Raw genomic sequence first — 21,806 nt, 5'->3', positions numbered from 1 at the left:
GCTGCTCGACGAAAGAGTGGATGGATGGTGACTGGCTAAACGCATTCACCGCCGCTGCGAGGCCATCCGGGGGGATTGTTGCCGGAATCGCCTGCTTCCCGCGTTTGTCGGAACAGTGCACTCGTGGGGAAGTGGAAGATGCGGATCCTGGTCTGCGGCGGCGCCGGCTACATCGGCAGCCACGCCTGCGTGGTACTCGCCGGGCGCGGGCACGACCTGCTGGTGGCCGACAACTTCGCCAACAGTTCGCCGCGCGTGCTGGATCGGCTGCGGCGCATCATCGGTGCCCCGGTCGCATTCCGCCAGGCCGACCTGCGGGTCCGGGCCGAGGTGGACGCGCTGTTCGAAGGCGCGGGCTTCGACGCCGTCGTGCACTTCGCCGCGCTCAAGGCCGTGGGCGACTCCTGCCGACGGCCGCTGGCGTACTTCGACAACAACATCAGCGGCACCATCCAGCTGCTGCAGGCGATGGAGGCGGCGGGCGTGAAGCGGCTGGTGTTCAGCTCGTCGGCAACCGTATACGGCGATCCGGAGCGCGTGCCCGTGCGCGAGGACGCCGCGCTTCGGACCACCAACCCGTACGGCCGCACCAAGCTGGTGATGGAGCAGCTGATCGGCGACCTGTGCCAATCCGATCCGGCGTTCCGGGCGGCCAACCTGCGCTACTTCAACCCGGTCGGCGCGCATCCGTCGGGACTGATCGGCGAGGATCCGGGCGGCGTGCCCGACAACCTGATGCCCTACATCAGCCAGGTGGCGGTGGGGCGTCGCGCGCGGCTGCAGGTGTTCGGCGGCGACTGGCCGACCATCGACGGCACCGGCGTGCGCGACTACCTCCACGTCATGGACCTGGCGCGCGCGCATGCCGATGCCCTCGACTACCTCGTGGGCGAGGACCGCAGCCTGACCGTCAATCTCGGCACCGGCCGCGGGGTGAGCGTGCTCGAACTGGCCCGCGCATTCGCCGGTGCGTCGGGATGCGATGTCCCCTACGAGATCGTGGCCCGCCGCGACGGCGACGTGGCCGAGGTGTACGCCGATCCCTCGCTGGCGCAGCGCCTGCTGGGATGGCGCGCCGAGCTCGGCGTCGATGCGATGTGTCGCGATGCCTGGCGCTGGCAGTCGATGAATCCCGACGGCTACCGCGGCGACGCGGCCGAGGTCGGCGAGGCCGCTGCGTCGCAACGCGATGCACGGGAGGCGCTCGCCGTCGGTTGAGCGCGGCGTTGCGCGATCCGTCCCCGCGGCAGCGGTAGGCGCGACGCGGCTACGATCCGGCCAGGAATGCGGCCACTGCTTCGGGCTCGCGCATCCACGCGAAATGGTCGGCGCGGGCCCGGAGCAAGTCGGCGTCGAGGCCGGCCACCTGCACCGGAGAGCGCGGCAGCTTGGACAACAGGAAGCGCAGCGAGGATTCCGGCGCCAGCCAATCCTCGCGAAGCACCGTCGCGCGCACGGGTACCTCGATCCCGGCCAGGCGCGCTTCGAGATCCTGGTCAAGTCCTTCGGCCGCGTAGCGGCCGCTGAGCGCGCTGCGCGCCCAGTCGCGGATCAGGCCGCGCGCCTCGTTGCCGCCGAAGCCGATGCGACGCCCGGGCAGGGCGCCGCGCATATCGGCCAACCATGGCAGGAAGCGGTATGCCAGCGGCAAGGCCCACCGCAGCGGCGGCGGAAACGCCCGCCAGTACGGTGCGCCGCTGGCGACGAGCCACAGCGACCGTGCCGACCGGGGATCGAGCGCCAGGCGGCAGCACGCCAGCTGGCCGCCGAGACTGTGACCACCGAGCACGCGCGCGGCCGCGGGTAAGGCCGCGGAAATCGCCGCATCGCTTGCGGGCAGGTCGCACTGCAGAAGTTCGCGATATCCCCAATCGCAGCCGCGCCCCGCGCGCAGCGAACTGCTGCCGTTGCCGCGCCACTCGTGCACGAACACCGCGACGCCGCGTCGCGCCAGCGCATCGGCCAGCGGCAGGTAGTGCCTGGCCGCCACCCCCAGCGCGGGCAGCCACAGCAGCGCTCGTTCGGCGCGGTCGGGAATCCGTGCGAGCAGCGCGAAGCGATGTCCGTCAGCGGCGACCAAGGGGATGTCGCGCGAAATGCCATGCGCGGATTCGCCGCTGTCTGCCGCAGGTGTTCGAGTCACGGCCGACGCGCGCCGAAATGGTCGAGCACGCGCACGCTGCCACGCCCCGGCGCATATCCGCGCCGGATGGCGTCGTGCACGTAGTCGGTAGCGGCGCGGCAGGCCTCGGGCAGGCCGATCCCCAAGCACAGGTTGGCGGCGATGGCCGAGGCCAGGGTGCAGCCGGTGCCGTGGCCGTCGACGTCCATGCGCCGATGGCGGTAGCGGGACCGGGTGGCAGCATCGGCGTAGCGATCGATCACCTCGTCGCCCTCGTCAAGGTGCCCGCCCTTGAGCAGCACCGCCTCCGCGCCGAGTGCACGCAGCGCCGGCACCGCGGCGTCGGCCGCGGCGCTGTCGGCGATTCGCGCGTCGAGCAGCAGTTCGGCCTCGGGGATGTTCGGTGTCAGCACGGTGGCCAGCGGCAGCAGGCGACCGCGCAGTGCGTCGAGGGCGTCGGCCTCCAGCAGTCGCGCGCCGGACGTCGCCACCATCACCGGGTCAAGCACCACGTGCGGCGGCCGATACGCTTCCAGCGCGTCGGCCACCGCATGGATCACCTCGGCCGAGGCCAGCATCCCCAGCTTCACCGCGCCGATCTCGAAGTCGTCGAAGCAGGCATCGATCTGTGCGCGCAGGAATGGGACCGGCGGCACGTGCACCGCGGTCACCCCGCGGGTGTGCTGCGCGGTCAGCGCGGTGATCGCCGACAGCCCGTGCACGCCATGGGCGGCAAAGGTCTTGAGATCGGCCTGGATCCCGGCGCCACCGCCGGAGTCGGAGCCGGCGATGGTCAGGGCGCAGGGCGGACGCGAACCGGGAAGGGTGATCATGCCCGCATTGTCGCGTAATCCGCGCCGGACATCCTTGGGCGGTTCCGGCTAGGCCGAAGCGTTCCGGTGCAGTTGCCGGTACAGGACGTAGCCCACCCCGGCGGCTCCGGTGAGCACCGCGGGGAAGTACAGCGCGCCATAGCCCGTGCGCGCGAACAGCCACGCGCCCAACACGCCGCCGGCGAAGAAGAAGCTGATGATCAGCACGCACAGCGCGAGTCGCCGACGTGCCAGCGGCATCCCGCGCAAGGCGTGGCCGAGCATGATCCCCAGGTCGGTGAACATGCCGCTCAGGTGGGTGGTGCGCACCACCGCGCCGCTGTAGCTCGTGGCCATGGCGTTCTGCAGTCCGCAGGCCATCGCGGCGAGCAGCGGGCCGGCCAGGTGCTGCTGGCGGAACAGCGGGATCGCCGCGAACAGCATTAGCGATTCGATCGACAGCGCGACGCCGTAGCGTCGCCCGAGCCGCAGCGCGCTGTCCTGGACGATCAGCCCGCCAAGGGCCGCGCCCGCGACGAAGGCGCCCAGCATCACCGCCAGGTGGAGCGTCGCGGGCCCGTCGCCGCCGACCAGCGCCGCGCCCAGCAACGACGTGTTGCCCGTCAGGTGGGTGATGGCCTGGTGCTGGTAGCCGAGAAAGCCCACCACGTTGACGATGCCGCCGACACAGGCGAGCGCGGCGCCGCCGACCCACACCCAGCCCGCAAGCCGTTCGGCCATCTACAGCACTTCAGACGCGTAGTCGGCCAGTCGCGAACGCTCGCCGCGGCGCAGCGTGATGTGCGCGCTGTGCGCCCAGTCCTTGAAGCGGTCCACGGCGTAGGTCAGGCCCGACGTGGTCTCGGTGAGGTAGGGCGTGTCGATCTGCTCGACGTTGCCCAGGCACACGATCTTGGTGCCGGGCCCCGCTCGCGTGATCAGGGTCTTCATCTGCTTGGGCGTCAGGTTCTGCGCCTCGTCCAGGATCAGCCAGCGGCTCAGGAACGTGCGCCCGCGCATGAAGTTCAGCGAGCGGATCTTGATCCGCGAGGCGAGCAGGTCGTTGGTCGCAGCCCGCCCCCAGCTGCCGCCTTCCTGGTTGTGGGTGAGCACTTCGAGGTTGTCGGTCAGCGCGCCCATCCACGGCGTCATCTTTTCCTCTTCGGTGCCGGGCAGGAAGCCGATGTCCTCGCCGACGCTCACCGTGGCGCGGGTCATGATGATCTCGCGGTAGCGCTGCTGGTCCATCGTCTGCGCCAGGCCCGCGGCGAGCGCCAGCAGGGTCTTGCCGGTTCCGGCGGTGCCCAGCAGGGTGACGAAGTCGACCTCCGGGTCCATCAGCGCATTGAGCGCGAAGTTCTGCTCGCGGTTGCGCGCGCTGATGCCCCACACCGAATGCGAACTGTTGCGGTAGTCGTCGACCACCTGGAGGGTCGCGCGCCCATCCACGACCCTGGTCACGCGCAGCTCGGTCTGCTCGTCGCCCGGCAGATAGAGGAACTGGTTCGGATACCAGTCCTCGTCCTCGGCCAGCGCCATCTCGTAGAAGGTGCGGCCTTTCTCGGTCCAGGACTTTAGGTCCTTGCCGTGGCGCTGCCAGAAGTCCTCGGGCAGCGGGTTGGCGCCGGTGTAGAGCAGGCTGAAATCGTCCAGCGCGCGGTCGTTCTCGTAGTCCTCGCTGGCGATGCCGGCGATCGCGGCCTTGATCCGCAGGTTGATGTCCTTGGACACGAACACCACCGGCGTGCCGGGCTCGGACTGCCGCAGCGCGAGAATCGAATCGATGATGTCGTTGTCGGCCTTGTCGCCGCCGCGCTTGCGCGATTCCAGCGCGCCGAGCTGGAACTGCAGCCGGCCGATGCTGTCGGCCCCGCGCAGCTGCAGGCCGTTCGGGCGCCGGAGCGGCAGGCCGGTCGCGATCTTGTCCGCGCCCTCGGCTTCGATCAACTCGTTGATGAAGCGGCTGACCTGGCGCGCGTTGCGGCTGGCTTCCGACGTGCCCTTCTTGCCGTTGTCGAGTTCCTCGATGACCTGCATCGGCAGGAACACATCGTGCTCCTCGAACTTGAACAGCGCGGTCGGATCGTGCATCAGCACGTTGGTGTCGAGCACGTAGATGCGCTTGCCTTTGGTCATCGGGGCATCCTGGCGGAAGGAGCGTGGGTGGACGGACAGCGGCGGGCCACCGCGACCCGCGGGGCGGGGCAGTGGGATCGTGCGGGCAACAGGGGCGTCACTGCGCCCGGGCTTCCTTGAGCGCGTCGAGCACGGCCTGGGCGTGGCCTGGCACCCGGACCTTTCGCCAGGCGGCATGGATGCGTCCCTGCGGATCGATCAGGAACGTGCTGCGCTCGATGCCCACGACCTTGCGGCCGTACATGTTCTTCTCGTGGATCACGTCGAAGGCGCGGCACAGCGTCTCGTCTGGGTCGCTGACCAGCGCGAAGTCGAAGCCCTGTTTCGCGCAGAAATTCTGGTGGCTTTTCAGCGAGTCGCGCGAGACGCCCAGCACGGTCGCGCCGAGCTTGCGGAACGCGGGCAGCAGCGCGTTGAAGTCGAGTCCTTCCGTGGTGCAGCCGGGCGCCGAATCCTTGGGATAGAAGTACAGCACCAGCCATTGGCCGCTGCCGTCGCCGGACGCGTAGTCGCCGAGCTTCGCGGTTTCGCCGTTCGACAATGCCAGCGGCAGTTTCGCCGGAACCTTGTCGCCGGGATTGAGCGCGTAGGCGTCGGGCATCAGAACTTCATCGGATCCATGATGGCGTCGAGGTTCAGGTGGTCGCAGAACTCGAGGAAATCGTCGCGCAGCGCGGCGATGTGCATGTCGGCCGGCACGCCGATGGTGACCTGCGCAGAGAACATGTCGGCGCCGGTCTGCATCGCCCGGTAGCGCGAGCAATGCAGGCTCTCGATGGTGATGGTCTGCCGGTCGAAGAAATCGGCCAGCTGGAACAGGATGCCCGGCTTGTCCGATGCCACCACTTCGACGATGTACGGCAGCAGGTTGGACTGGACCGGCTTGGGCCCGGTGCGGTACCAGACCAGCTTCAGGCCTTCCTCGCGTTCGAGCCGGGTCAGCATCGCCTCGAGCTTGGCCACCGCATCCCACGAGCCGGTCGCCAGCGCGGTGACCGACACGTCGCGGCCGACCGTGGACAGGCGCGTGTCGACCAGGTTGCAACCGCTGTCGGAGATGCGCCGGGTGACCGCGAGCAACGGCGACTGCGGATGCGTCGTGTAGGCGTTGATCAGCAGGTAGTTCTCGTTCGGCGCGGGGCGTGCAGCGGTGTCTGGATCGGTCAAGGCGGCGTCCGGGGCGAGAAAGTCGTCAACGGCGGCCCGGCGTGGCCGGGATGCTGCCGCCAGCATACTTGCCCGCGCTTTCGCGCCGCAAGTAAGATCAGCGGCAAGATCACCGGCATCCGCCAGCCGATCGAGCGTCCGCGCGCAAGCGTGCGAACCCCCATGAATTCAAGCCCGGCGGAACACAGCGTGCGACTTTCCGGAAGCATCACCGCGCTCGCGACCCCGTTCACGGCCGCCGGCGAACTCGATCTCGACGCCTGGCGCCGCCTGCTGCAGGCGCAGCGCCAGGCCCGCACGCAGGCGGTCGTGGTCGCCGGTTCGACCGGCGAGGCCGCGGCCCTGTTCGACGCCGAGTACGACGCCCTGCTCCGCGCAGCGGTGGAGGAGCTTGGCGGCCACCTGCCGGTGCTCGCCGGTACCGGCCTGTCCAACACGGCCAGGACCATCGAACAGACCCGCCGCGCCGCCGCGCTCGGCGCCGACGCCGCTCTGGTGGTCACGCCGCCCTACGTGCGCCCGACGCAGGCGGGACTGATCGCCCATTTCCGCGCCGTGGCCGACGACGCCGCAGTGCCCGTGGTGCTCTACAACGTGCCCGGGCGCACCGGTTGCGACATGCTGCCCGACACGGTCGCCGAACTGGCAGCCCACGAGCAGGTCGTCGGCATCAAGGAGGCGCGCAACGAGCCCGAGCGGATGCAGGCGCTGCTGGCGCTGCGCGGGGAAGGTTTCGCGGTCCTTGGCGGCGACGATTCGACCGCGATGCGGGCCATGCTCGCCGGCGCCGATGGTGTCGTGTCGGTGGCATCGAACGTGGTGCCATGCGCGTTCCGCAGACTGTGCGACCTGGCGCGCGCGGGCGACGAGGCCGAGGCCGCCGCGCTCGATGCCCGCCTGCACGCGCTTTACGACTTCCTGGGCGTCGAATCCAACCCGATTCCGCTCAAGGCGCTGCTCGCCCGCCAAGGTTTCGGCCGGGCGCTGCGGCTGCCGCTGACCGAGCTGTCGCCGGCGCACGCCGGCCTGGCCGAACGAATGGCGGACGTCGTCGCCCGGATCGAGGGCGAGTTCGCCGGTAACGGCAACGCCAGCTGACGCAGCCTCGCCGGGCCGCGTCCCTGGCCCGAATCAAGTGAACAGCCCACTCCGGCCGCGATACACTCGCGACCTGACCCGCAGGAGATCCAGATGCGTCATTCCGCCCCCTCGCTCCGCTTCCTTGCCGTTGCCGCGCTGGCCGTGGCCGTCCTCGCCGCTTCCGGCTGCAGCTGGTTCCGCAAGGGCAACGACCTGTACGCGCAAAGCCCGGAAAGCCGTCCGCTGGAAGTGCCGCCGGACCTGAACCTGCCGGACACCGCCGGTGCGATGAAGCTGCCCGGCGACGCGACCCAGTCGGTCAGCCGCTCCTCGATGACGCCCGCCGCGTCCCCGGCGCCCGACAACACCGGCTTCACCGTGCAGGGCGATCGCGATGCGGTGTTCGACAAGATCGGCGAAGTGCTGGCCTCGACCGAGGGCGTCACCATCGCCAGCAAGGCCCAGATCCTGGGCACCTACGATGTCGACTACGAAGGCAGCAAGTTCCTGCTGCGGGTGACCAAGGTGCAGGCGGGTGCCTACGTCTCGGCGGTGGATCCGCGCGGCCTGCCCGCGACGGGCGCGGCCCCGACCAAGCTGGTTTCCGCGCTGAAGGCGGCGCTGGGCGCGGGCTGATTCCCGGACGGCGATGACCGCCCGCTCCCTTGTGTTGCAACGCGGCCCGGTGACGGGCCGCATTGCGTTCATGGCCACGGCGCTGGCGCTGGTCGTGGGCGGGTGCCATGGCGACACCGACTTGCGGCCCGAGCCCGTGGTCTTTCCGGCGCCCGCGGACGGCGGGGCGTTCACCGTCACCGAGAGCATGCTCGACACCTGGAACACGATTGGCAAGATCCTGGTCGCGCTCGATGGCGTCCAGTACGAAGGGCGCGCCCAGATGCTGGGCCTGTACGACGTCCGCTACCGCGGCGAGCATTTCCTGGTCCGCACGCGCGCGCTGGTGATCGAGACGCCCGGCCAGGGCTTGCGCACCCGGGTCGACGCGCTGGGGCCGCAGGGGCAGGCGATCCAGAGCGCAGCGGCCGCCGACCTGCTGCAGGTGCTGGCACGGCGCGTGCCGGCGGAAGTCGCGCTTTACCGGCAGCCGGTAAAGCTGCCCACGACGGGCAAGCGCGGATCCAAAGCCAGGCCGCGCAAGTGATGTCGCCGGTACCGCGCAGGAGGCGCTTCAGCCGCGAGCTTCAGCTTCCTGTCCTGCTAACCTGGCGAAGCTTGGGCAAGGGTGTGCTTTCAGCATTGGGCGCAACGGTGGGCCCTTCGGCCTTGTCCCCATTCGTTGTAAGCGGCAGACCACACACTCGCGGCTGAAGCCGCTCCCACGAAGCCTGGGGTGCGTCAAAGCTACGGACCCGCCCGCGCCTAGCGCTCAAGCAGCGACAGCTTGTCGGGCTTGCCTTCCCATTCCTTGGCATCCGGCAGGCCGTCCTTGCGGGCGGTGATGACCGGCCAGGCCTTGGCCAGCTCCGCGTTGAGCGCCACGAACTGCTCCTGACCGGCTGGCACGTCGTCTTCGGGATAGATCGCATTGATCGGGCACTCGGGTTCGCACAGGGTGCAGTCGATGCACTCGTCGGGATCGATCACCAGGAAGTTCGGCCCTTCGTGGAAGCAGTCGACCGGGCACACCTCGACGCAGTCGGTGTACTTGCATTTGATGCAGTTCTCGGTGACGACGAAGGGCATGGATTGGAACTCTGGTTCGGTGGCGGGGCCATTTTAACGGCTTGTGCGGATGCGGCGCGCACAGCCCGGGCAGGAACGGCTCAGTCGCGAGTCCTTGGACCTTTACGTCACGACATGAGGGCGCGGCGGAAGCCGCGCCCGCAAGGCCGAAGTGGCCGGCGTGGAATGTGGGCACGCGCGCTGCTCCGCGTCGCTGTTCCGCTGCCCGGCGCCGTGCAGCGCGGCGGTCGCTCGGCCATTAGCCCTGCAGTGCCGTACAAGGTCGAGCGTCCATCCCCGTGGGCGGGGATGGACGATCATGCCGGGCAGGTCGTCTCCGATTACACGGTCGCGGCGCTGCGCGGGCCGGTATCGGAACCGACGGATATATGGCGCTCCCTACGGGATTCGAACCCGTGTTTTAGCCTTGAGAGGGCCACGTCCTGGGCCTCTAGACGAAGGGAGCGGGGTGTCGCCTGGGCGACTCCGGCTGGACGGCCGGCCTGCATGGCATCCGTCTGGTGCCGTGCAGCTTGCTAGTATAGCAACGATACGGATGCCGCCAAGCGGCAGCCCAACCCGGAGATCCACTGGCTGCCCGATGCCGAACCAGACCCCATCTGCTTCCGTGACCCTGCGTGTCGTTCCGCGGGACCAACACCCGATTTCCCGCAAGGACATCAGCCCCAACGCGCTGCGCGTGCTGTACCGGCTGCGCGAGGGCGGCCACCAGGCGTTCCTGGTCGGCGGCGCCGTGCGCGACCTGATGGTCGGCGGGCATCCCAAGGACTACGACGTCGCCACCAGCGCCACGCCGGACGAGGTCAAGCACCTGTTCCGCAACTGCCGCCTGATCGGCCGCCGTTTCCGCCTGGCGCACGTGGTGTTCGGGCGCGAGATCATCGAGGTCGCCACCTTCCGAGCCAACGTCGACGACGGCAGCGGCGACCGCCAGGTGCATGACGACGGCCGCCTGTTGCGCGACAACGTCTACGGCACGATCGAGGACGACGCGGTGCGGCGGGACTTCACCGCCAACGCGCTGTACTACACGGTCGACGACTTCTCGGTGCACGACTACGTCGGTGGCTTCGAGGACGTGCAGAACCGGATACTCAAGCTGATCGGCGACCCGGAGACCCGCTACCACGAGGATCCGGTGCGGATGCTGCGCGTGGTGCGCTTCGCGGCCAAGCTCGGATTCAGCATCGACGACGCGACCGCCGCGCCGATCCCGGCGCTGGCGCCGCTGCTGGGCGATGCCGCGCCGGCCAGATTGTTCGAAGAGTGCCTGAAGCTGTTTCTGTCCGGCTACGCGGAAGAAAGCTTCCTGGGCCTGGAACGTTTCGGCCTGCTTGCCGCGCTGTTCCCGGAATCGGCCTCGGCGCTCAAGGCCAATCGCAGCGGCGCCCTGCGGCGCGTGGTCATCGAGGGCCTGCGCGGCACCGATGCGCGGGTGCGCGCGGACGAGCCGGTATCGCCGGCCTTCCTGTTCGCGCTGCTGCTGTGGCCGGCTTACTGCCGCGCGCTGATCGCGCTGCAGGCGCAGGGCGTGCAGGCGGTCGAGGCCCAGCGCCGCGCCGCCGACCGGGTCACGGTCCACCAGCTGACCACCATCGCGCTGCCGCGTCGCTTTTCGCTGCCGATGCAGGAAATCTGGCTGCTGCAATCGCGGCTGTCGTCGACCCAGTCCGGGCAGCGCCAGCGCAAGCGCGTGATGCGCACGCTCGCGCATCCGCGATTCCGCGCTGCGTTCGACTTCCTGGCGTTGCGCCAGGTGGCATCCGACGAGCACACCGACGACATCGCCTTCTGGCGCGACGCACAGAACGATCCGGACAACGCGATCGCGCTGCATCCGGAACCGGAAAGCGAGGGCGACGACACGGCCGCCGCGCCGCGCCGGCGTCGGCGCCGCCGCAGGCCCGCCGCGTCCGCCGAATGAAGGCGGCAACGATCGCGCTGGTCGGGCTTGGCGGCAACGTCGGGGACGCCGCCACGACCCTGCGCGAGGCGCTGTCCGCGCTCGACCGCCTGCCGGAGACGCGCCTGCTGCGTGCCTCGCCGCTGTACCGGACCCCGGCGTGGGGCCCGGTCGCGCAGTCTGATTTCATCAACGCCGCGGCCCGGCTGGAAACCCGGCTCGACGCTCGCGCGCTGCTCGACGCGCTGCTCGAGGTCGAACGCCAGTTCGGCCGCGAACGCCACGACGGCGAGGCGCGCTGGGGCCCGCGCACGCTCGACCTGGACCTGCTGCTGTTCGGCGCCGACATGATCGACGAGCCCGGCCTGCGCGTACCGCACCCGCACCTGCACGAACGCGCATTCGCGCTGGTGCCGCTGGCGGCGATCGCGCCGGAAGCGAGCATCCCCGGGCATGGAACGGTGCGTTCGGCGCTCGCAGGCATGGCCGTGGACGGGATCGAGGCGTTACCCTGACGGCCCAATGCGCCGCGCCTCGCATCCCGGACCTTCTTCATGTACACGCCCGATGACCGCAAGCCCCTGACCGTGCCGGCGCTGTCCGAGGCCAGGCGCGGCGGACACAAGCTGGCGATGCTGACCGTCTACGACGCCGGTTTCGCCCGCGTGTTCGACGACAACGGCATCGACCTGCTGCTGGTCGGCGATTCGCTGGGGATGGTGGTGCAGGGGCACGATTCCACCCTGCCGGTCACCGTCGACGACATCGCTTACCACACCACCTGCGCGGCGCGTGGGGTGACGCGCGCGCTGCTGGTGGCGGACTTGCCGTTCCAGGCCGATGCGACGCCCGAGCGCGCGCTCGACGCCGCGACGCGCCTGCTCCAGGCCGGCGCGGGCATGGTCAAGCTCGAAGGGGCGGGCCACAAGCTCGACGTCATTCGTTTCCTGGCCGAGCGCGAGATCCCGGTCTGCGCGCACCTGGGCCTGACGCCGCAATCGGTGCTGCGCCTGGGCGGCTATCAGGTGCAGGGGCGCGAAGACGAGGCTGCGCGCGGGCTGCGCGCGGACGCTGCGGCCGTCGCCGACGCAGGCGCGACCCTGCTGGTGCTCGAATGCGTCCCGTCGTCGCTGGCGCAGGCGATCACCGCGGAGAGCTCGATCCCGACCATCGGCATCGGCGCCGGCCCGCACTGCGACGGCCAGGTGCTGGTGCTGCACGATGTCCTCGGCCTGCATGGCAGTCATCGGCGGCCGAAGTTCGTCAAGGATTTCCTCGCCGAAGGCGGGTCGGTGGCTGGCGCGGTGCAGGCCTTCGTCGCCGCGGTGCGCGACGGCAGTTTTCCCGATGAAGCGCATTCCTACGCCTGAGGTGCTTTCAGCGCCGGGGCACGGATCACGTGGATCGAGGGCGAAGCGATGGATGTTGCGACGAGTCGTCGATCCCCTCGGGAGCGCTGCAGCGGCGCCGGCAGGAAGTGCCAAGGGCGCGTTGCGGCCCAACGCTTCACGGTGATGACCCGGTTCCATTCCCGCACTGACCACGCTGTTTTTAGCTTCCGCTTTCATCCACCTATCCGTGGCCACGAATAATTTCGCATGATCGAAACCGTTACCGAACTGACAGCACTGCGCGCGCGCGTCACCGCCTGGAAGCGCGCCGGCCTGCGCGTTGGTTTCGTGCCGACGATGGGTAACCTGCACGCCGGACACTTCTCGCTGGTGGAGCTGGCGCGCCGGCATGCGGACCGCGTCGTGGCGAGCGTGTTCGTCAACCCCACCCAGTTCGGTCCGGACGAGGACTTCGAACGCTACCCGCGGACGGCGCAAGCCGACGTCGCCGGGCTCCAGGCCGCCGGCTGCGACCTGGCCTGGCTGCCTTCGGTCGGACAGATGTATCCATTCGGCGCCGCCAACGCCGTGCGCATGCGCGTGCCCGGGATCACCGACGTGCTCGACGGCGCGCACCGCCCCGGGCATTTCGACGGCGTGGTGACCGTGGTGTCGCGGCTGTTCAACCAGGTGCAGCCGGACGTGGCGGCGTTTGGACGCAAGGATTACCAGCAGCTGGCGGTGATCCGCTACCTCGTCCGTGACCTGGCATTCCCGGTGGAACTGCTGCCGGCGGACATCGTGCGGGAACCGGACGGGCTGGCAATGAGCTCGCGCAACCAGTACCTGTCGCCCGAGGAGCGTGCGGTGGCGCCGACGATCCGCCGCGCCCTGCTCGGCATGCGTGCGTCGGCCGAGGCCGGCACGCCGCGCGCGGCCGTGGAAGCCCAGGCCAGGGTGATGCTCGAGGCCGCGGGATTCGCGGTCGACTACGCCGTGGTGCGCGATCGCCTGCTGGCGGAACCGGACGACGCTTCGGGCGAGCGCGTCGCACTCGTCGCCGCCCGGCTGGGGCCCACGCGCCTGATCGACAACCTCGAGTTCACCGCGTAGCACGACTCCGGATTCCGTAGGAGCGGCTTCAGCCGCGAGCTCCTTGCGTCTTTCCCGGAGGGCGCCCGAAGCTCCCGCCGCCGTCGAGGGTTGCACGGACACCGGCCCTTGTCCGCGGCCGCTCCAGTCCCATCCTGTAAAATCCCCGTCTTGCCCGCCTCCCCACGGCCCGACCCCCATGCAACTGACCCTGCTCAAAGCCAAGATCCACCGCGCCACGATCACCCATGCCGAGCTGCACTACGAGGGCTCGTGCGCGATCGACGGGCGCCTGCTGGACATCTCCGGCATCCGCGAGTACGAGCGCATCGAGATCTACAACGTCAACAACGGCCAGCGCTTCGCGACCTATGCGATCCGGGCCGAGGAAGGCAGCGGCATCATTTCGGTCAACGGCGCCGCCGCGCATCGTGCGCAGCCCGGGGACCTGGTGATCATCTGCGCGTATGGCGCCTGCGACGAGGCCGAGGCGGCAAAGTTCAAGCCGACCCTGGTTTATGTCGATCGCCAGAACGCGCTGACGCACACCAACGAATCGATTCCCGCGCAGGCGGCGTAGCTCAGCCTCGGCCGGGCAGGCTGGCTCCCTCGGGCGGCGCGCTGATATTACGGAATGTCGCTGCAAGTGTTCGTGGGTGCGCCGGTTGCGGGGCCGGCAGAAGCACGCCGGATGACGGCTCCGGAATTCCGCACAGGAGCGGCTTCCGCGGGCTTTGCCCACGGATAACAGAAACATCAAGGCCGTCGTGTGGTCGCAAGCGCGATCCGGCGACCCGGACGACAGCCTTGCGAAAGCTCCCGCGCCGCGCCTTGCATGGCCTAAGGATGCGCGGCGTCTACGCCACCCCGTGCCGCGCCAGCGCCCACGCGACATGTTCGCGCACCACCGGATCGGCCTCGTCGCGGCGCGACTGCAACGCTGCCACGACGTCCGGCGTGGTTGGTGCATTGCCCAGTGCGACGGCGATGTTGCGCAACCAGCGCGCGTGGCCGCTGCGGCGGATCGCCGAGCCTTCGGTGCGCTGCAGGAATTCCGCTTCGGTCCACGCAAAAAGTTCCGCCAGGGTGGCGCGGTCGAGGTCGTTGCGTGCGCGAAAGTCCGGTTCGTCGGTGGTCTTCGCAAATTTGTTCCAAGGGCAGACGAGCTGGCAGTCGTCGCAGCCGAAGATGCGGTTGCCGATCAGCGGCCGCAGCGCCTCGTCGATGCTGCCCTCGTGCTCGATGGTGAGATAGGAAATGCAGCGGCGCGCGTCCAGCCGGTGCGGCGCGACGATGGCGCCGGTCGGGCAGACGTCGATGCAGCGCGTGCAGCTGCCGCAGTGGAACGTGGCCGGCGGATCGACCGGCAGCGGCAGGTCGACGTAGATCTCGCCAAGGAAGAACCAGGAGCCGCCATGCTTGTCGATCAGGCAGGTGTGCTTGCCGATGAAGCCCAATCCGGCGTTGCGCGCAAGCGCACGCTCAAGTACCGGCGCCGAATCGACGAACACGCGATGGCCAAACGCGCCGACCTCTTCGCCGATGCGCTCGGACAGCTTCTGCAGGCGGCCGCGCATGAGCTTGTGGTAGTCGCGACCCAGCGCGTAGCGGGCGACGTAGGCGCGTTCGCCATCGGCGATGGTGTCCCAGGCGCTGTCGTCGTCGTTGCGGCCATAGTCCAGTCCCACCGAAATCACCCGCAGCGTGCCGGGGATCAGTTCCGCCGGACGCGAGCGCTTCTCGCCGTGCCGCGCCATCCACTCCATCGATCCGTACAGGCCGTTGGCCAGCCAGTCGCGCAGGTGCTGTTCGTCTTCGCCCAGTTCGATGCCGGCGATGCCGCAGCGCTGGAAGCCGGCCTCGCGCGCGAGCAGGCGGATCCGCGCGGCGAGTGCGGGATAGTCGGGGGCAGGAGCGTTGGCGATGGGCAGGGACACGGCGTGGCAAGTATAGAATCGCGGCGATGAGCGGCTCCTTTCCCCTGTACGACAACGCCGCCCTGCGCGAGGCCGAGAAACGTGCCGCATCGCGATCGGGGGACGATTTCGTCCTGATGCAGCGTGCCGGACAGGCTGCCTGGCACTGCGTGCTGGCGCACTGGTCGCAGGCCCGGCGCACGGTGGTGGTCTGCGGCCCGGGCAACAACGGCGGCGACGGCTACGCGATGGCCCGGCATGCGCGCGAGGCCGGATGCGAGGTGCGCGTCGTGCGCCTGCCGACACACCTGCCGCGCAGCGCGGTGGCCAGGCGCGCGGAGCACGAATACCGCGAAGCGGGCGGGCAGGTGGTCGATTTCACCGGCCGGATCGAGGACGCCGAACTCGTCGTCGACGCGCTGTTCGGGATCGGTCTGGCGCGTGAGCCCGACATTGCGACCGCGACGCTGATCGAGGCAATGAACGCGGCCGGCGTGCCAGTGCTCGCTCTGGATGTGCCCAGCGGCGTGGACGCCGGGACCGGCGGTGTCCCTGGCGTGGCCGTTCGCGCCACGCGCACCTTGCAATTCCTCGGTGCGCACGTCGGGCTCGCGACCGGCGCCGCGCTCGACCATGTGGGCGTGCGCGAACTCGCCGCGCTCGGCGTGGACGGCGACATCCTGCCCACGCAAGCGGCCGTCGCCGAGGCCATCCACCCGCGCAGCCTGTCGCGCTTCCTGCCACCTCGCCGTCGCAACTCGCACAAGGGCGAGTCCGGCCGCGTGCTGTGCGTCGGCGGCGACCACGGCAAGGGCGGGGCGGTGATGCTGTGCGTCGAAGCAGCGCTGCGCAGCGGTGCCGGACTGGTCGACGTCGCCACGCGCGCCGTGCACGTGCAGCCCCTGCTGTCGCAGCGGCCGGAGGCGATGGCGCATGCGGTCGAAGTGGCGGATGAAGTCGATGGCCTGGCCTGCGCCGCGGACGTGATCGCGGTCGGTCCGGGCCTGGGCCAGGACGCGTGGGGGCGGGCGCTGCTTTCGCGCCTGATCGACTGCGGCAAGGCGCTTGTCATCGATGCCGATGCATTGAACCTGCTCGCGGCCAGCCCGCGTCCGTTGCGGGCCGATAGCGTATTGACCCCGCATCCCGGGGAAGCAGCGCGCCTGCTCGGCAACGCCACCCACGAGGTGCAGGCCGACCGTCGCGCGAGTGCGCAAGCGCTGTGCGAACGCTATCGCTGCAAGATCGTGCTCAAGGGTGCCGGCACGGTGGTGGCCTCGCCAGGACGCATGCCGGTGATCATCGACGCAGGCAATCCCGGCATGGCGGTCGGCGGCATGGGCGACGTGCTGACCGGCGTGATCGCGGCGTTGCGCGCGCAGGGACTCGAGGCGTTCGATGCCGCATGCTGCGGCGCGCTGCTGCACGGCGCCGCGGGCGATGTCGCCGCACGCGACGGCGGCGAACGCGGTCTCCTGCCCTCCGACCTGCTGTTGCCGCTGCGACGGCTGGCCAATCCATGAGCAGGCCGAGTCTCGAACGCTTCCTGCCGGACACCGAGGCGACCGACGCGCTCGGCCGGGCACTGGCCGCGACCCAGCCGCCGCAGGCGGTGGTGTACCTGCATGGCGACCTCGGCGCGGGCAAATCCACGCTGGCGCGCGCGTGGCTGCGTGCCCTGGGCGTCGGGGGACCGATCCGCAGTCCGACCTACACGCTGGTCGAGCGCTACCCGATTCCGGGCGGCGAAGCCGTCCACCTGGACCTGTACCGCATCGGCGGCGCCGGGGAGCTGGAATTCCTGGGGCTCGACGAGGCCGGCGCGGCGTTGTGGCTGGTGGAATGGCCCGAGCGCGGGGCCGGGGCGCTCCCTGCGGTCGACCTGCAGGTCGAGCTGGCCGTGCGTGGCGCCGGCAGGACGTTGCGCCTGCTCGGAATGAGCGCCGCAGGGCAGGAATGGGTTAAGCGGATGGAAAATCAGGACGACTTGCGGCCGCTTGCTGAATAGAACCCGTAGCAAAGGTCGCCAGGCTACGGATTCATAAGGGAAAACTTGTTGCAAATTTTTCAGCTTGGTGCTTGACTAGCCCGCATGCGAGCGAAGGGGATCCCCGTCCAACAAGTCATTCTCGGCCTGGCGCTGATCGCGGCGCTGTGCTGGAACCTTGCGCATGCCTCTGAAATCAACAACTTGCAGGTGTCAGTCGGCGCGACCGGCACCCGGGCCGAGATTGCCCTGGATGCACAGGTCGAATACCGGATCCTGACCCTGTCCAATCCGGATCGGCTGGTGGTCGACCTGCCGGGCGCCGATCCGGTGCGTGGCCTCAAGCTGCCGCCGGCCGCCGGCCTGGTGAAGGACGTGCGTACCGGGCACCCGATCCCGGGCACCACGCGCATCGTGTTCGATCTGCACGCGCCGGTGGTGGCATTGAAGCCGCATTTCGAAGCTGCCGGCGGCGGGACGCGCCTGGTGCTGGAATGGCCGGGCGACAGTGCCGGTGACCCGATCGCGCGCATCGCCGCGGCAACCGCTTCGGTTCCCGTCGCCACCCCGCGCGTTGCGTCGCCGACAAATGCGCCAGCGGGAAACTCGGCCCAGCCGGCTTCGCCACCGCAGCCCGATCCGGCCGTCGCCTCAGCCGCCGCGACCTCGCGGCTGGTGGCCGCTACCACCGCGCCTGCAGGGCCTCCGACACAGCCGTCCGCTCCCATCGCCGCGACGCCGTCCAGCGCAGTGCCCGTCGCCACACCGGCGGTGCAGCAGGCGCCCGGCACCGTTGCCACCGGCGTGCCGACCCGGATCGCGACCGGCGTGCCGACGCGAGTCGCTGGCGCGCAGGTGCCGGCCGACGCGCCCGGCGTCGCCCCGCCGCCGCCGCTCGCCCGTCGCAGCGGCATGCGACCGCTGGTGGTGGCGATCGATCCCGGCCACGGCGGCCAGGATCCTGGAGCGATCGGCAAGAACGGCCGCCGCGAGAAGGACGTCACCCTCGCCGTCGGCCGCGAACTGGCGCGACAGATCAACGCCACGCCCGGTCTGACGGCCTACATGACGCGGGACAAGGACGTGTTCATTCCGCTCAACCGGCGCGCCCAGCTGGCACGCGCGGCCAAGGCCGACATCTTCGTCTCGATTCACGCCGACGCTGCCGAGAACCGGAGCGCGTCGGGGGCATCGGTTTACGTGCTGTCGCTCAAGGGCGCGTCCTCGCAGCGCGCGCGCTGGCTGGCGGACAAGGAAAACGCCGCCGACCTGATTGGCGGGCGCATGCCGCAGTCCGGCAACACGCTGGCTTCGGTGCTGCTCGACCTGACCCAGAGCGGGCACATGAAGGCGTCCGAAGACGCCGCCCGCCACGTGCTCGACAGCCTCGGCGACGTTGGCAACACGCGCCGCGTCGAGCGGGCGAACTTCGCGGTGCTGCGCACCTCGGACATGCCGTCGATGCTGGTCGAGACGGCCTACATCTCCAATCCGACCGAAGAGCGCCTGCTCACCGATCCGGCCCACCAGCGCAAGCTGGCGACCGCGATCCTGCGCGGCGTGGATACCTACTTCCTGCGCCAGCCGCCACCGGGCACGCTGTACGCGGCACGCGCGTCCGCCCAGGCCGATTCCGGCGCCGGCGGCAGTCCGTAGCCGGTCCTTTGATCGAGAGCGGCGCAGGTTAAGAGCGTCGTAGTGCTCCAGGTGTCGCGGTTACCGTCGCACCTGCATGCGCATGCCAGCGGCCGCTATCATGGCGCCGGTGACCATCCAGCAGCTTCCCGACACCCTCATCAACCAGATCGCCGCCGGCGAGGTCGTCGAGCGACCCGCGTCCGTGGTCAAGGAACTGGTCGAGAACGCGCTCGACGCCGGCGCGCGCCGGGTCGACATCGATCTCGAGGAAGGCGGCATTCGCCTGATCCGCATCCGCGACGACGGCGACGGCATCGCGCCCGACGAACTGCCGCTCGCGGTGTCGCGGCATGCGACCAGCAAGATCGCGTCCCTAGACGACCTCGAAGCGGTCTCCACGCTGGGTTTCCGCGGCGAGGCATTGCCATCGATCGCCTCGGTCAGCCGCTTCGTGCTGTCGTCGCGCCGCGAGGTCGACGCGCACGGCGCCAGCTTGCAGGTGGACGGAGGCAACGTCGGTGCCGTGGCCCCGAAGTCGCATCCGCGCGGCACCACGGTCGAGGTGCGCGACCTGTTCTACAACGTTCCGGCACGGCGCAAGTTCCTGCGCGCCGAGCGCACCGAACTGGGCCACGTCGAGGAATGGCTGCGCTCGCTGGCGCTGGCGCGCCCCGACGTCGAATTGCGCGTCTCCCACAACGGCAGGCCATCGCGTCGCTACAAGGGCGACCGGCAGCTGGAGTTTTCGGATACGTCGGCGGGCGAGCGCCTCGGCGAGACGCTGGGCGAGGAGTTCGCAAAGCACGCGCTGCGCATCGACCACACGGGCGCGGGCCTGCGCCTGCATGGCTGGATCGCGCAGCCGGTGTATTCGCGCGCCAGTGCCGACCAGCAGTACCTGTACGTCAACGGCCGCAGCATCCGCGATCGCAGCGTTGCGCACGCGGTGAAGCAGGCCTACGCCGACGTGCTGTTCCACGGGCGCCAGCCGGCCTATGTGCTGTTCCTTGAAGTCGACCCCACCCGGGTCGACGTCAACGTGCATCCGGCCAAGCACGAGGTACGGTTCCGCGATGCGCGCCTGGTGCACGATTTCGTCTATCGGACGCTGCAGGGCGCGCTGGCGCAGACGCGCGCGGGCGCGGGTGTGGCGGTATCGACCGGCGCTTCCCATCCGGCGGGCGCCGACACCGGGTTGGACGGTTCGCTGCCGCCGTGGGCCATGCGCGCACCACAGCCCGACCTCTCGCTGCGCGTCGACGAGGCGCGTTCGGCGTACGCTCAGCTGTATTCGACGCCGGCCACCGCGCTTTCCCAGGCGCAAGGCGGCCCGGAGCCGATGCTGCCGCCGGTCGAGGACGAGCGCATCCCGCCGCTGGGTTACGCCGTTGCCCAGCTGCACGGGATCTACGTGCTGGCGGAGACCGGCGACGGGCTGATCGTGGTCGACATGCACGCCGCGCATGAGCGCATCGGCTACGAAAAGCTCAAGTCAGCGCACGATGGCGCCGGCCTGCGCACCCAGCCCCTGCTGGTGCCGCAGGCGGTGGCGGTCAGCGAGCGCGAAGCCGATGTCGCCGAGCGCGAATCCGCCACGCTTGCCGATCTGGGCTTCGAAATCTCGCGTACCGGTCCGCAGTCGCTGCTGCTGCGCAGCGTGCCGGCGCTGCTCGCCCACGGCGACACCGAGGCGTTGCTGCGGGACGTGCTGGCCGACCTGCGCGAACACGGCGAGAACACCTCCGCCGGAGCCGACCGCATCCTCGCCGCGCGCGACGAACTGCTGTCGACCATGGCCTGCCACGGCGCCGTGCGCGCCAACCGGCGCCTGACGATCCCGGAAATGAACGCGCTGCTGCGCGAGATGGAAGCCACCGAGCGTTCGGGCCAGTGCAACCACGGCCGGCCGACCTGGGCGCGCTTCAGCCTGCCCGAGATCGACCGCTGGTTCCTGCGAGGACGTTGACGATGCGCGAGCAACTGAACTGGAGGCTGGCGCTTGCCGGCTGCGTACTGACCATTGCCGGTTGCAGCGGATCGCCGCAGTCGCCGGCCGGAGACGACACGATGCGACCCGATGCGAGCTTCATCGCCGAAGAGAACGCCTGGCGCGCCCGCCGCGACGAAAGCCTGCGCAAGCCCGATGGCTGGACCAGCCTGATCGGCCTGCACTGGATCGAACTCAAGGCCCACTTCATCGGCAGCGACGCCAGCAGCGGCATCCGCCTGGCCAAGGGGCCGCCCAAGCTCGGCATGCTGCAACGCGAAGGCGAGCGGGTCTTCTTCACCCCCGAGCAGGGCGTGGCGCTGACACTCGACGGCGAACCGGTGACCGGCCGCGTCGAGCTGCACGACGACATGTCACAAACGCCCAGCGTCATCGGCTTCGACGACGGCAAGGGCCTGATCACCCTGATCAAGCGCGATGGCCGCCATGCCTTGCGGGTCAAGCATGCCGAGGCCGAAACGCGCACCGGGTTCGCCGGACTCGATTACTGGCCGGCCGATCCGTCCTGGAAGGTCGCCGCGAAGTTCGTTGCCAATCCCCCGGGCAAGACCATTGCGGTGGCCGACATCATCGGCTCGATCAACGAGGAGCCGAGCCCGGGCGCGGTGGAGTTCCAGCGCGAAGGCAAGACCTGGCGGATCGATGCGCTGGACGAAGGCGACGGGCGGCTGTTCCTGGTGTTCGCCGATCGCACCAACGGCCACGGGAGCTATGGCGCCGGGCGCTTCGTGTACGCCGACAAGCCCGATGCCGACGGCAACGTGGTGGTCGACTTCAACCAGGCCTACAACCCGCCGTGCGCGTTCACCGCGTTCGCCACCTGCCCGCTGCCTCCACCGGAAAACCGTCTAGACCTGGCGGTCACCGCCGGCGAGAAGCAGTACGCCGGGGCAGGGCATTGAGCCTGTCT

General features: G+C 69.8%; 22 protein-coding genes and 1 tRNA gene. 14 read left to right on the top strand and 9 right to left on the bottom strand.

Annotated features, from left to right (window positions below):
• Positions 1 to 138 precede the first annotated feature (138 nt).
• The gene (gene galE, locus ACFOM9_RS13665) at positions 139 to 1,218 is read left to right on the top strand and encodes a UDP-glucose 4-epimerase GalE (RefSeq protein ID WP_386711894.1); all 1,080 of its coding nucleotides are present in this window, start codon (positions 139 to 141) and stop codon (positions 1,216 to 1,218) included.
• Between the two features lie 49 nt (positions 1,219 to 1,267).
• Here galE and ACFOM9_RS13660 read toward each other — a convergent pair whose 3' ends face one another.
• The 6 genes from ACFOM9_RS13660 to ACFOM9_RS13635 form a co-directional block, all read right to left on the bottom strand.
• Positions 1,268 to 2,080: an alpha/beta hydrolase family protein gene (locus ACFOM9_RS13660; protein WP_386711891.1), complete on the bottom strand. Its 813-nt coding sequence runs from the start codon at positions 2,078 to 2,080 to the stop codon at positions 1,268 to 1,270.
• A 59-nt stretch (positions 2,081 to 2,139) separates the two neighbouring features.
• Complete coding sequence (gene thiD / locus ACFOM9_RS13655; protein WP_386711888.1) at positions 2,140 to 2,955, bottom strand: bifunctional hydroxymethylpyrimidine kinase/phosphomethylpyrimidine kinase; 816 nt, start codon at positions 2,953 to 2,955, stop codon at positions 2,140 to 2,142.
• A 48-nt stretch (positions 2,956 to 3,003) separates the two neighbouring features.
• Positions 3,004 to 3,675 carry a YoaK family protein gene (locus tag ACFOM9_RS13650; RefSeq protein ID WP_386711885.1) on the bottom strand — a complete coding sequence of 224 codons (672 nt, stop codon included), beginning with the start codon at positions 3,673 to 3,675 and terminating at the stop codon, positions 3,004 to 3,006.
• Positions 3,676 to 5,070: a PhoH family protein gene (locus ACFOM9_RS13645; RefSeq protein WP_386711882.1), complete on the bottom strand. Its 1,395-nt coding sequence runs from the start codon at positions 5,068 to 5,070 to the stop codon at positions 3,676 to 3,678.
• 97 nt (positions 5,071 to 5,167) lie between these two features.
• Positions 5,168 to 5,671, bottom strand: coding sequence for a peroxiredoxin (locus tag ACFOM9_RS13640; RefSeq protein WP_386711879.1), 504 nt, complete (start codon positions 5,669 to 5,671; stop codon positions 5,168 to 5,170).
• Complete coding sequence (locus tag ACFOM9_RS13635; protein ID WP_386711876.1) at positions 5,671 to 6,303, bottom strand: glycine cleavage system protein R; 633 nt, start codon at positions 6,301 to 6,303, stop codon at positions 5,671 to 5,673. Before ACFOM9_RS13635 ends, ACFOM9_RS13640 begins: the two co-directional genes overlap by 1 nt.
• Before the next feature lie 123 nt (positions 6,304 to 6,426).
• Between ACFOM9_RS13635 and dapA the strand changes: the two genes are divergently transcribed.
• From dapA to ACFOM9_RS13620, 3 genes are all read left to right on the top strand, one after another.
• Complete coding sequence (gene dapA / locus ACFOM9_RS13630; RefSeq protein ID WP_386711873.1) at positions 6,427 to 7,335, top strand: 4-hydroxy-tetrahydrodipicolinate synthase; 909 nt, start codon at positions 6,427 to 6,429, stop codon at positions 7,333 to 7,335.
• Positions 7,336 to 7,428: 93 nt separating this feature from the next.
• The gene (locus ACFOM9_RS13625; RefSeq protein WP_386711870.1) at positions 7,429 to 7,953 is read left to right on the top strand and encodes a hypothetical protein; all 525 of its coding nucleotides are present in this window, start codon (positions 7,429 to 7,431) and stop codon (positions 7,951 to 7,953) included.
• A gap of 13 nt (positions 7,954 to 7,966) precedes the next feature.
• On the top strand, positions 7,967 to 8,479 hold the full coding sequence (locus ACFOM9_RS13620; RefSeq protein ID WP_386711867.1) for a hypothetical protein: 513 nt from the start codon (positions 7,967 to 7,969) through the stop codon (positions 8,477 to 8,479).
• A gap of 218 nt (positions 8,480 to 8,697) precedes the next feature.
• Here ACFOM9_RS13620 and fdxA read toward each other — a convergent pair whose 3' ends face one another.
• Together fdxA and ACFOM9_RS13610 are read right to left on the bottom strand one after the other, a co-directional pair.
• Positions 8,698 to 9,021: a ferredoxin FdxA gene (gene fdxA / locus ACFOM9_RS13615; protein WP_386711864.1), complete on the bottom strand. Its 324-nt coding sequence runs from the start codon at positions 9,019 to 9,021 to the stop codon at positions 8,698 to 8,700.
• Between the two features lie 369 nt (positions 9,022 to 9,390).
• Positions 9,391 to 9,466 (bottom strand) — tRNA-Glu (locus ACFOM9_RS13610).
• 135 nt (positions 9,467 to 9,601) lie between these two features.
• On the opposite strand from ACFOM9_RS13610, the gene pcnB reads away from it, so the two are divergent.
• The 5 genes from pcnB to panD all read left to right on the top strand — a co-directional run bounded on the left by pcnB (position 9,602) and on the right by panD (position 13,927).
• Complete coding sequence (gene pcnB, locus ACFOM9_RS13605) at positions 9,602 to 10,945, top strand: polynucleotide adenylyltransferase PcnB (RefSeq protein WP_386711861.1); 1,344 nt, start codon at positions 9,602 to 9,604, stop codon at positions 10,943 to 10,945.
• Entirely contained in the window at positions 10,942 to 11,439 is a 498-nt protein-coding gene (folK, locus tag ACFOM9_RS13600) for a 2-amino-4-hydroxy-6-hydroxymethyldihydropteridine diphosphokinase (RefSeq protein ID WP_386711858.1), read from the top strand. The genes pcnB and folK overlap by 4 nt, the downstream gene beginning before the upstream one ends.
• Positions 11,440 to 11,478: 39 nt before the next feature.
• A complete protein-coding gene (panB, locus tag ACFOM9_RS13595) occupies positions 11,479 to 12,294 on the top strand; it encodes a 3-methyl-2-oxobutanoate hydroxymethyltransferase (RefSeq protein ID WP_386711855.1) in 816 nt (271 codons plus the stop codon).
• Positions 12,295 to 12,522: 228 nt separating this feature from the next.
• Positions 12,523 to 13,368 (top strand): pantoate--beta-alanine ligase, encoded by an 846-nt coding sequence (panC, locus tag ACFOM9_RS13590; RefSeq protein WP_386711852.1) that lies wholly within the window; start codon positions 12,523 to 12,525, stop codon positions 13,366 to 13,368.
• A 178-nt stretch (positions 13,369 to 13,546) separates the two neighbouring features.
• Positions 13,547 to 13,927: an aspartate 1-decarboxylase gene (gene panD, locus ACFOM9_RS13585; RefSeq protein WP_386711849.1), complete on the top strand. Its 381-nt coding sequence runs from the start codon at positions 13,547 to 13,549 to the stop codon at positions 13,925 to 13,927.
• A gap of 277 nt (positions 13,928 to 14,204) precedes the next feature.
• Here panD and queG read toward each other — a convergent pair whose 3' ends face one another.
• On the bottom strand, positions 14,205 to 15,374 hold the full coding sequence (gene queG / locus ACFOM9_RS13580) for a tRNA epoxyqueuosine(34) reductase QueG (RefSeq protein WP_449284270.1): 1,170 nt from the start codon (positions 15,372 to 15,374) through the stop codon (positions 14,205 to 14,207).
• Between queG and ACFOM9_RS13575 the strand changes: the two genes are divergently transcribed.
• From ACFOM9_RS13575 to ACFOM9_RS13555, 5 genes are all read left to right on the top strand, one after another.
• Positions 15,311 to 16,786 (top strand): NAD(P)H-hydrate dehydratase, encoded by a 1,476-nt coding sequence (locus ACFOM9_RS13575; RefSeq protein ID WP_386711843.1) that lies wholly within the window; start codon positions 15,311 to 15,313, stop codon positions 16,784 to 16,786. The two genes, queG and ACFOM9_RS13575, sit on opposite strands and share 64 nt — an antisense overlap.
• Positions 16,783 to 17,271, top strand: coding sequence for a tRNA (adenosine(37)-N6)-threonylcarbamoyltransferase complex ATPase subunit type 1 TsaE (gene tsaE / locus ACFOM9_RS13570; protein ID WP_386711840.1), 489 nt, complete (start codon positions 16,783 to 16,785; stop codon positions 17,269 to 17,271). Before ACFOM9_RS13575 ends, tsaE begins: the two co-directional genes overlap by 4 nt.
• An 84-nt stretch (positions 17,272 to 17,355) precedes the next feature.
• Complete coding sequence (locus tag ACFOM9_RS13565) at positions 17,356 to 18,906, top strand: N-acetylmuramoyl-L-alanine amidase (protein WP_386711836.1); 1,551 nt, start codon at positions 17,356 to 17,358, stop codon at positions 18,904 to 18,906.
• 109 nt (positions 18,907 to 19,015) lie between these two features.
• Positions 19,016 to 20,854: a DNA mismatch repair endonuclease MutL gene (gene mutL / locus ACFOM9_RS13560; protein WP_386711954.1), complete on the top strand. Its 1,839-nt coding sequence runs from the start codon at positions 19,016 to 19,018 to the stop codon at positions 20,852 to 20,854.
• Positions 20,851 to 21,798, top strand: coding sequence for a DUF1684 domain-containing protein (locus ACFOM9_RS13555; RefSeq protein WP_386711833.1), 948 nt, complete (start codon positions 20,851 to 20,853; stop codon positions 21,796 to 21,798). The genes mutL and ACFOM9_RS13555 overlap by 4 nt, the downstream gene beginning before the upstream one ends.
• Positions 21,799 to 21,806 lie beyond the last annotated feature (8 nt).

Source organism: Luteimonas notoginsengisoli, from assembly GCF_042648885.1.
GTDB classification, from domain to species: domain Bacteria; phylum Pseudomonadota; class Gammaproteobacteria; order Xanthomonadales; family Xanthomonadaceae; genus Luteimonas; species Luteimonas notoginsengisoli.
Note: the sequence above shows the minus strand (reverse complement) of the source record. Positions and strands in the feature narration are given on the sequence as shown.

Coding starts and splice junctions, on each gene's coding strand:
- galE (WP_386711894.1), top strand. CDS start 139: ATGCGGATCCTGGTCTGCGGCGGCGCCGGCTACATCGGCAGCCACGCC.
- thiD (WP_386711888.1), bottom strand. CDS start 2,955: ATGATCACCCTTCCCGGTTCGCGTCCGCCCTGCGCCCTGACCATCGCC.
- ACFOM9_RS13650 (WP_386711885.1), bottom strand. CDS start 3,675: ATGGCCGAACGGCTTGCGGGCTGGGTGTGGGTCGGCGGCGCCGCGCTC.
- ACFOM9_RS13645 (WP_386711882.1), bottom strand. CDS start 5,070: ATGACCAAAGGCAAGCGCATCTACGTGCTCGACACCAACGTGCTGATG.
- ACFOM9_RS13640 (WP_386711879.1), bottom strand. CDS start 5,671: ATGCCCGACGCCTACGCGCTCAATCCCGGCGACAAGGTTCCGGCGAAA.
- ACFOM9_RS13635 (WP_386711876.1), bottom strand. CDS start 6,303: ATGCTGGCGGCAGCATCCCGGCCACGCCGGGCCGCCGTTGACGACTTT.
- ACFOM9_RS13625 (WP_386711870.1), top strand. CDS start 7,429: ATGCGTCATTCCGCCCCCTCGCTCCGCTTCCTTGCCGTTGCCGCGCTG.
- ACFOM9_RS13620 (WP_386711867.1), top strand. CDS start 7,967: ATGACCGCCCGCTCCCTTGTGTTGCAACGCGGCCCGGTGACGGGCCGC.
- fdxA (WP_386711864.1), bottom strand. CDS start 9,021: ATGCCCTTCGTCGTCACCGAGAACTGCATCAAATGCAAGTACACCGAC.
- pcnB (WP_386711861.1), top strand. CDS start 9,602: ATGCCGAACCAGACCCCATCTGCTTCCGTGACCCTGCGTGTCGTTCCG.
- folK (WP_386711858.1), top strand. CDS start 10,942: ATGAAGGCGGCAACGATCGCGCTGGTCGGGCTTGGCGGCAACGTCGGG.
- panB (WP_386711855.1), top strand. CDS start 11,479: ATGTACACGCCCGATGACCGCAAGCCCCTGACCGTGCCGGCGCTGTCC.
- panC (WP_386711852.1), top strand. CDS start 12,523: ATGATCGAAACCGTTACCGAACTGACAGCACTGCGCGCGCGCGTCACC.
- panD (WP_386711849.1), top strand. CDS start 13,547: ATGCAACTGACCCTGCTCAAAGCCAAGATCCACCGCGCCACGATCACC.
- ACFOM9_RS13575 (WP_386711843.1), top strand. CDS start 15,311: ATGAGCGGCTCCTTTCCCCTGTACGACAACGCCGCCCTGCGCGAGGCC.
- queG (WP_449284270.1), bottom strand. CDS start 15,374: ATGCGGCACGTTTCTCGGCCTCGCGCAGGGCGGCGTTGTCGTACAGGG.
- tsaE (WP_386711840.1), top strand. CDS start 16,783: ATGAGCAGGCCGAGTCTCGAACGCTTCCTGCCGGACACCGAGGCGACC.
- ACFOM9_RS13565 (WP_386711836.1), top strand. CDS start 17,356: ATGCGAGCGAAGGGGATCCCCGTCCAACAAGTCATTCTCGGCCTGGCG.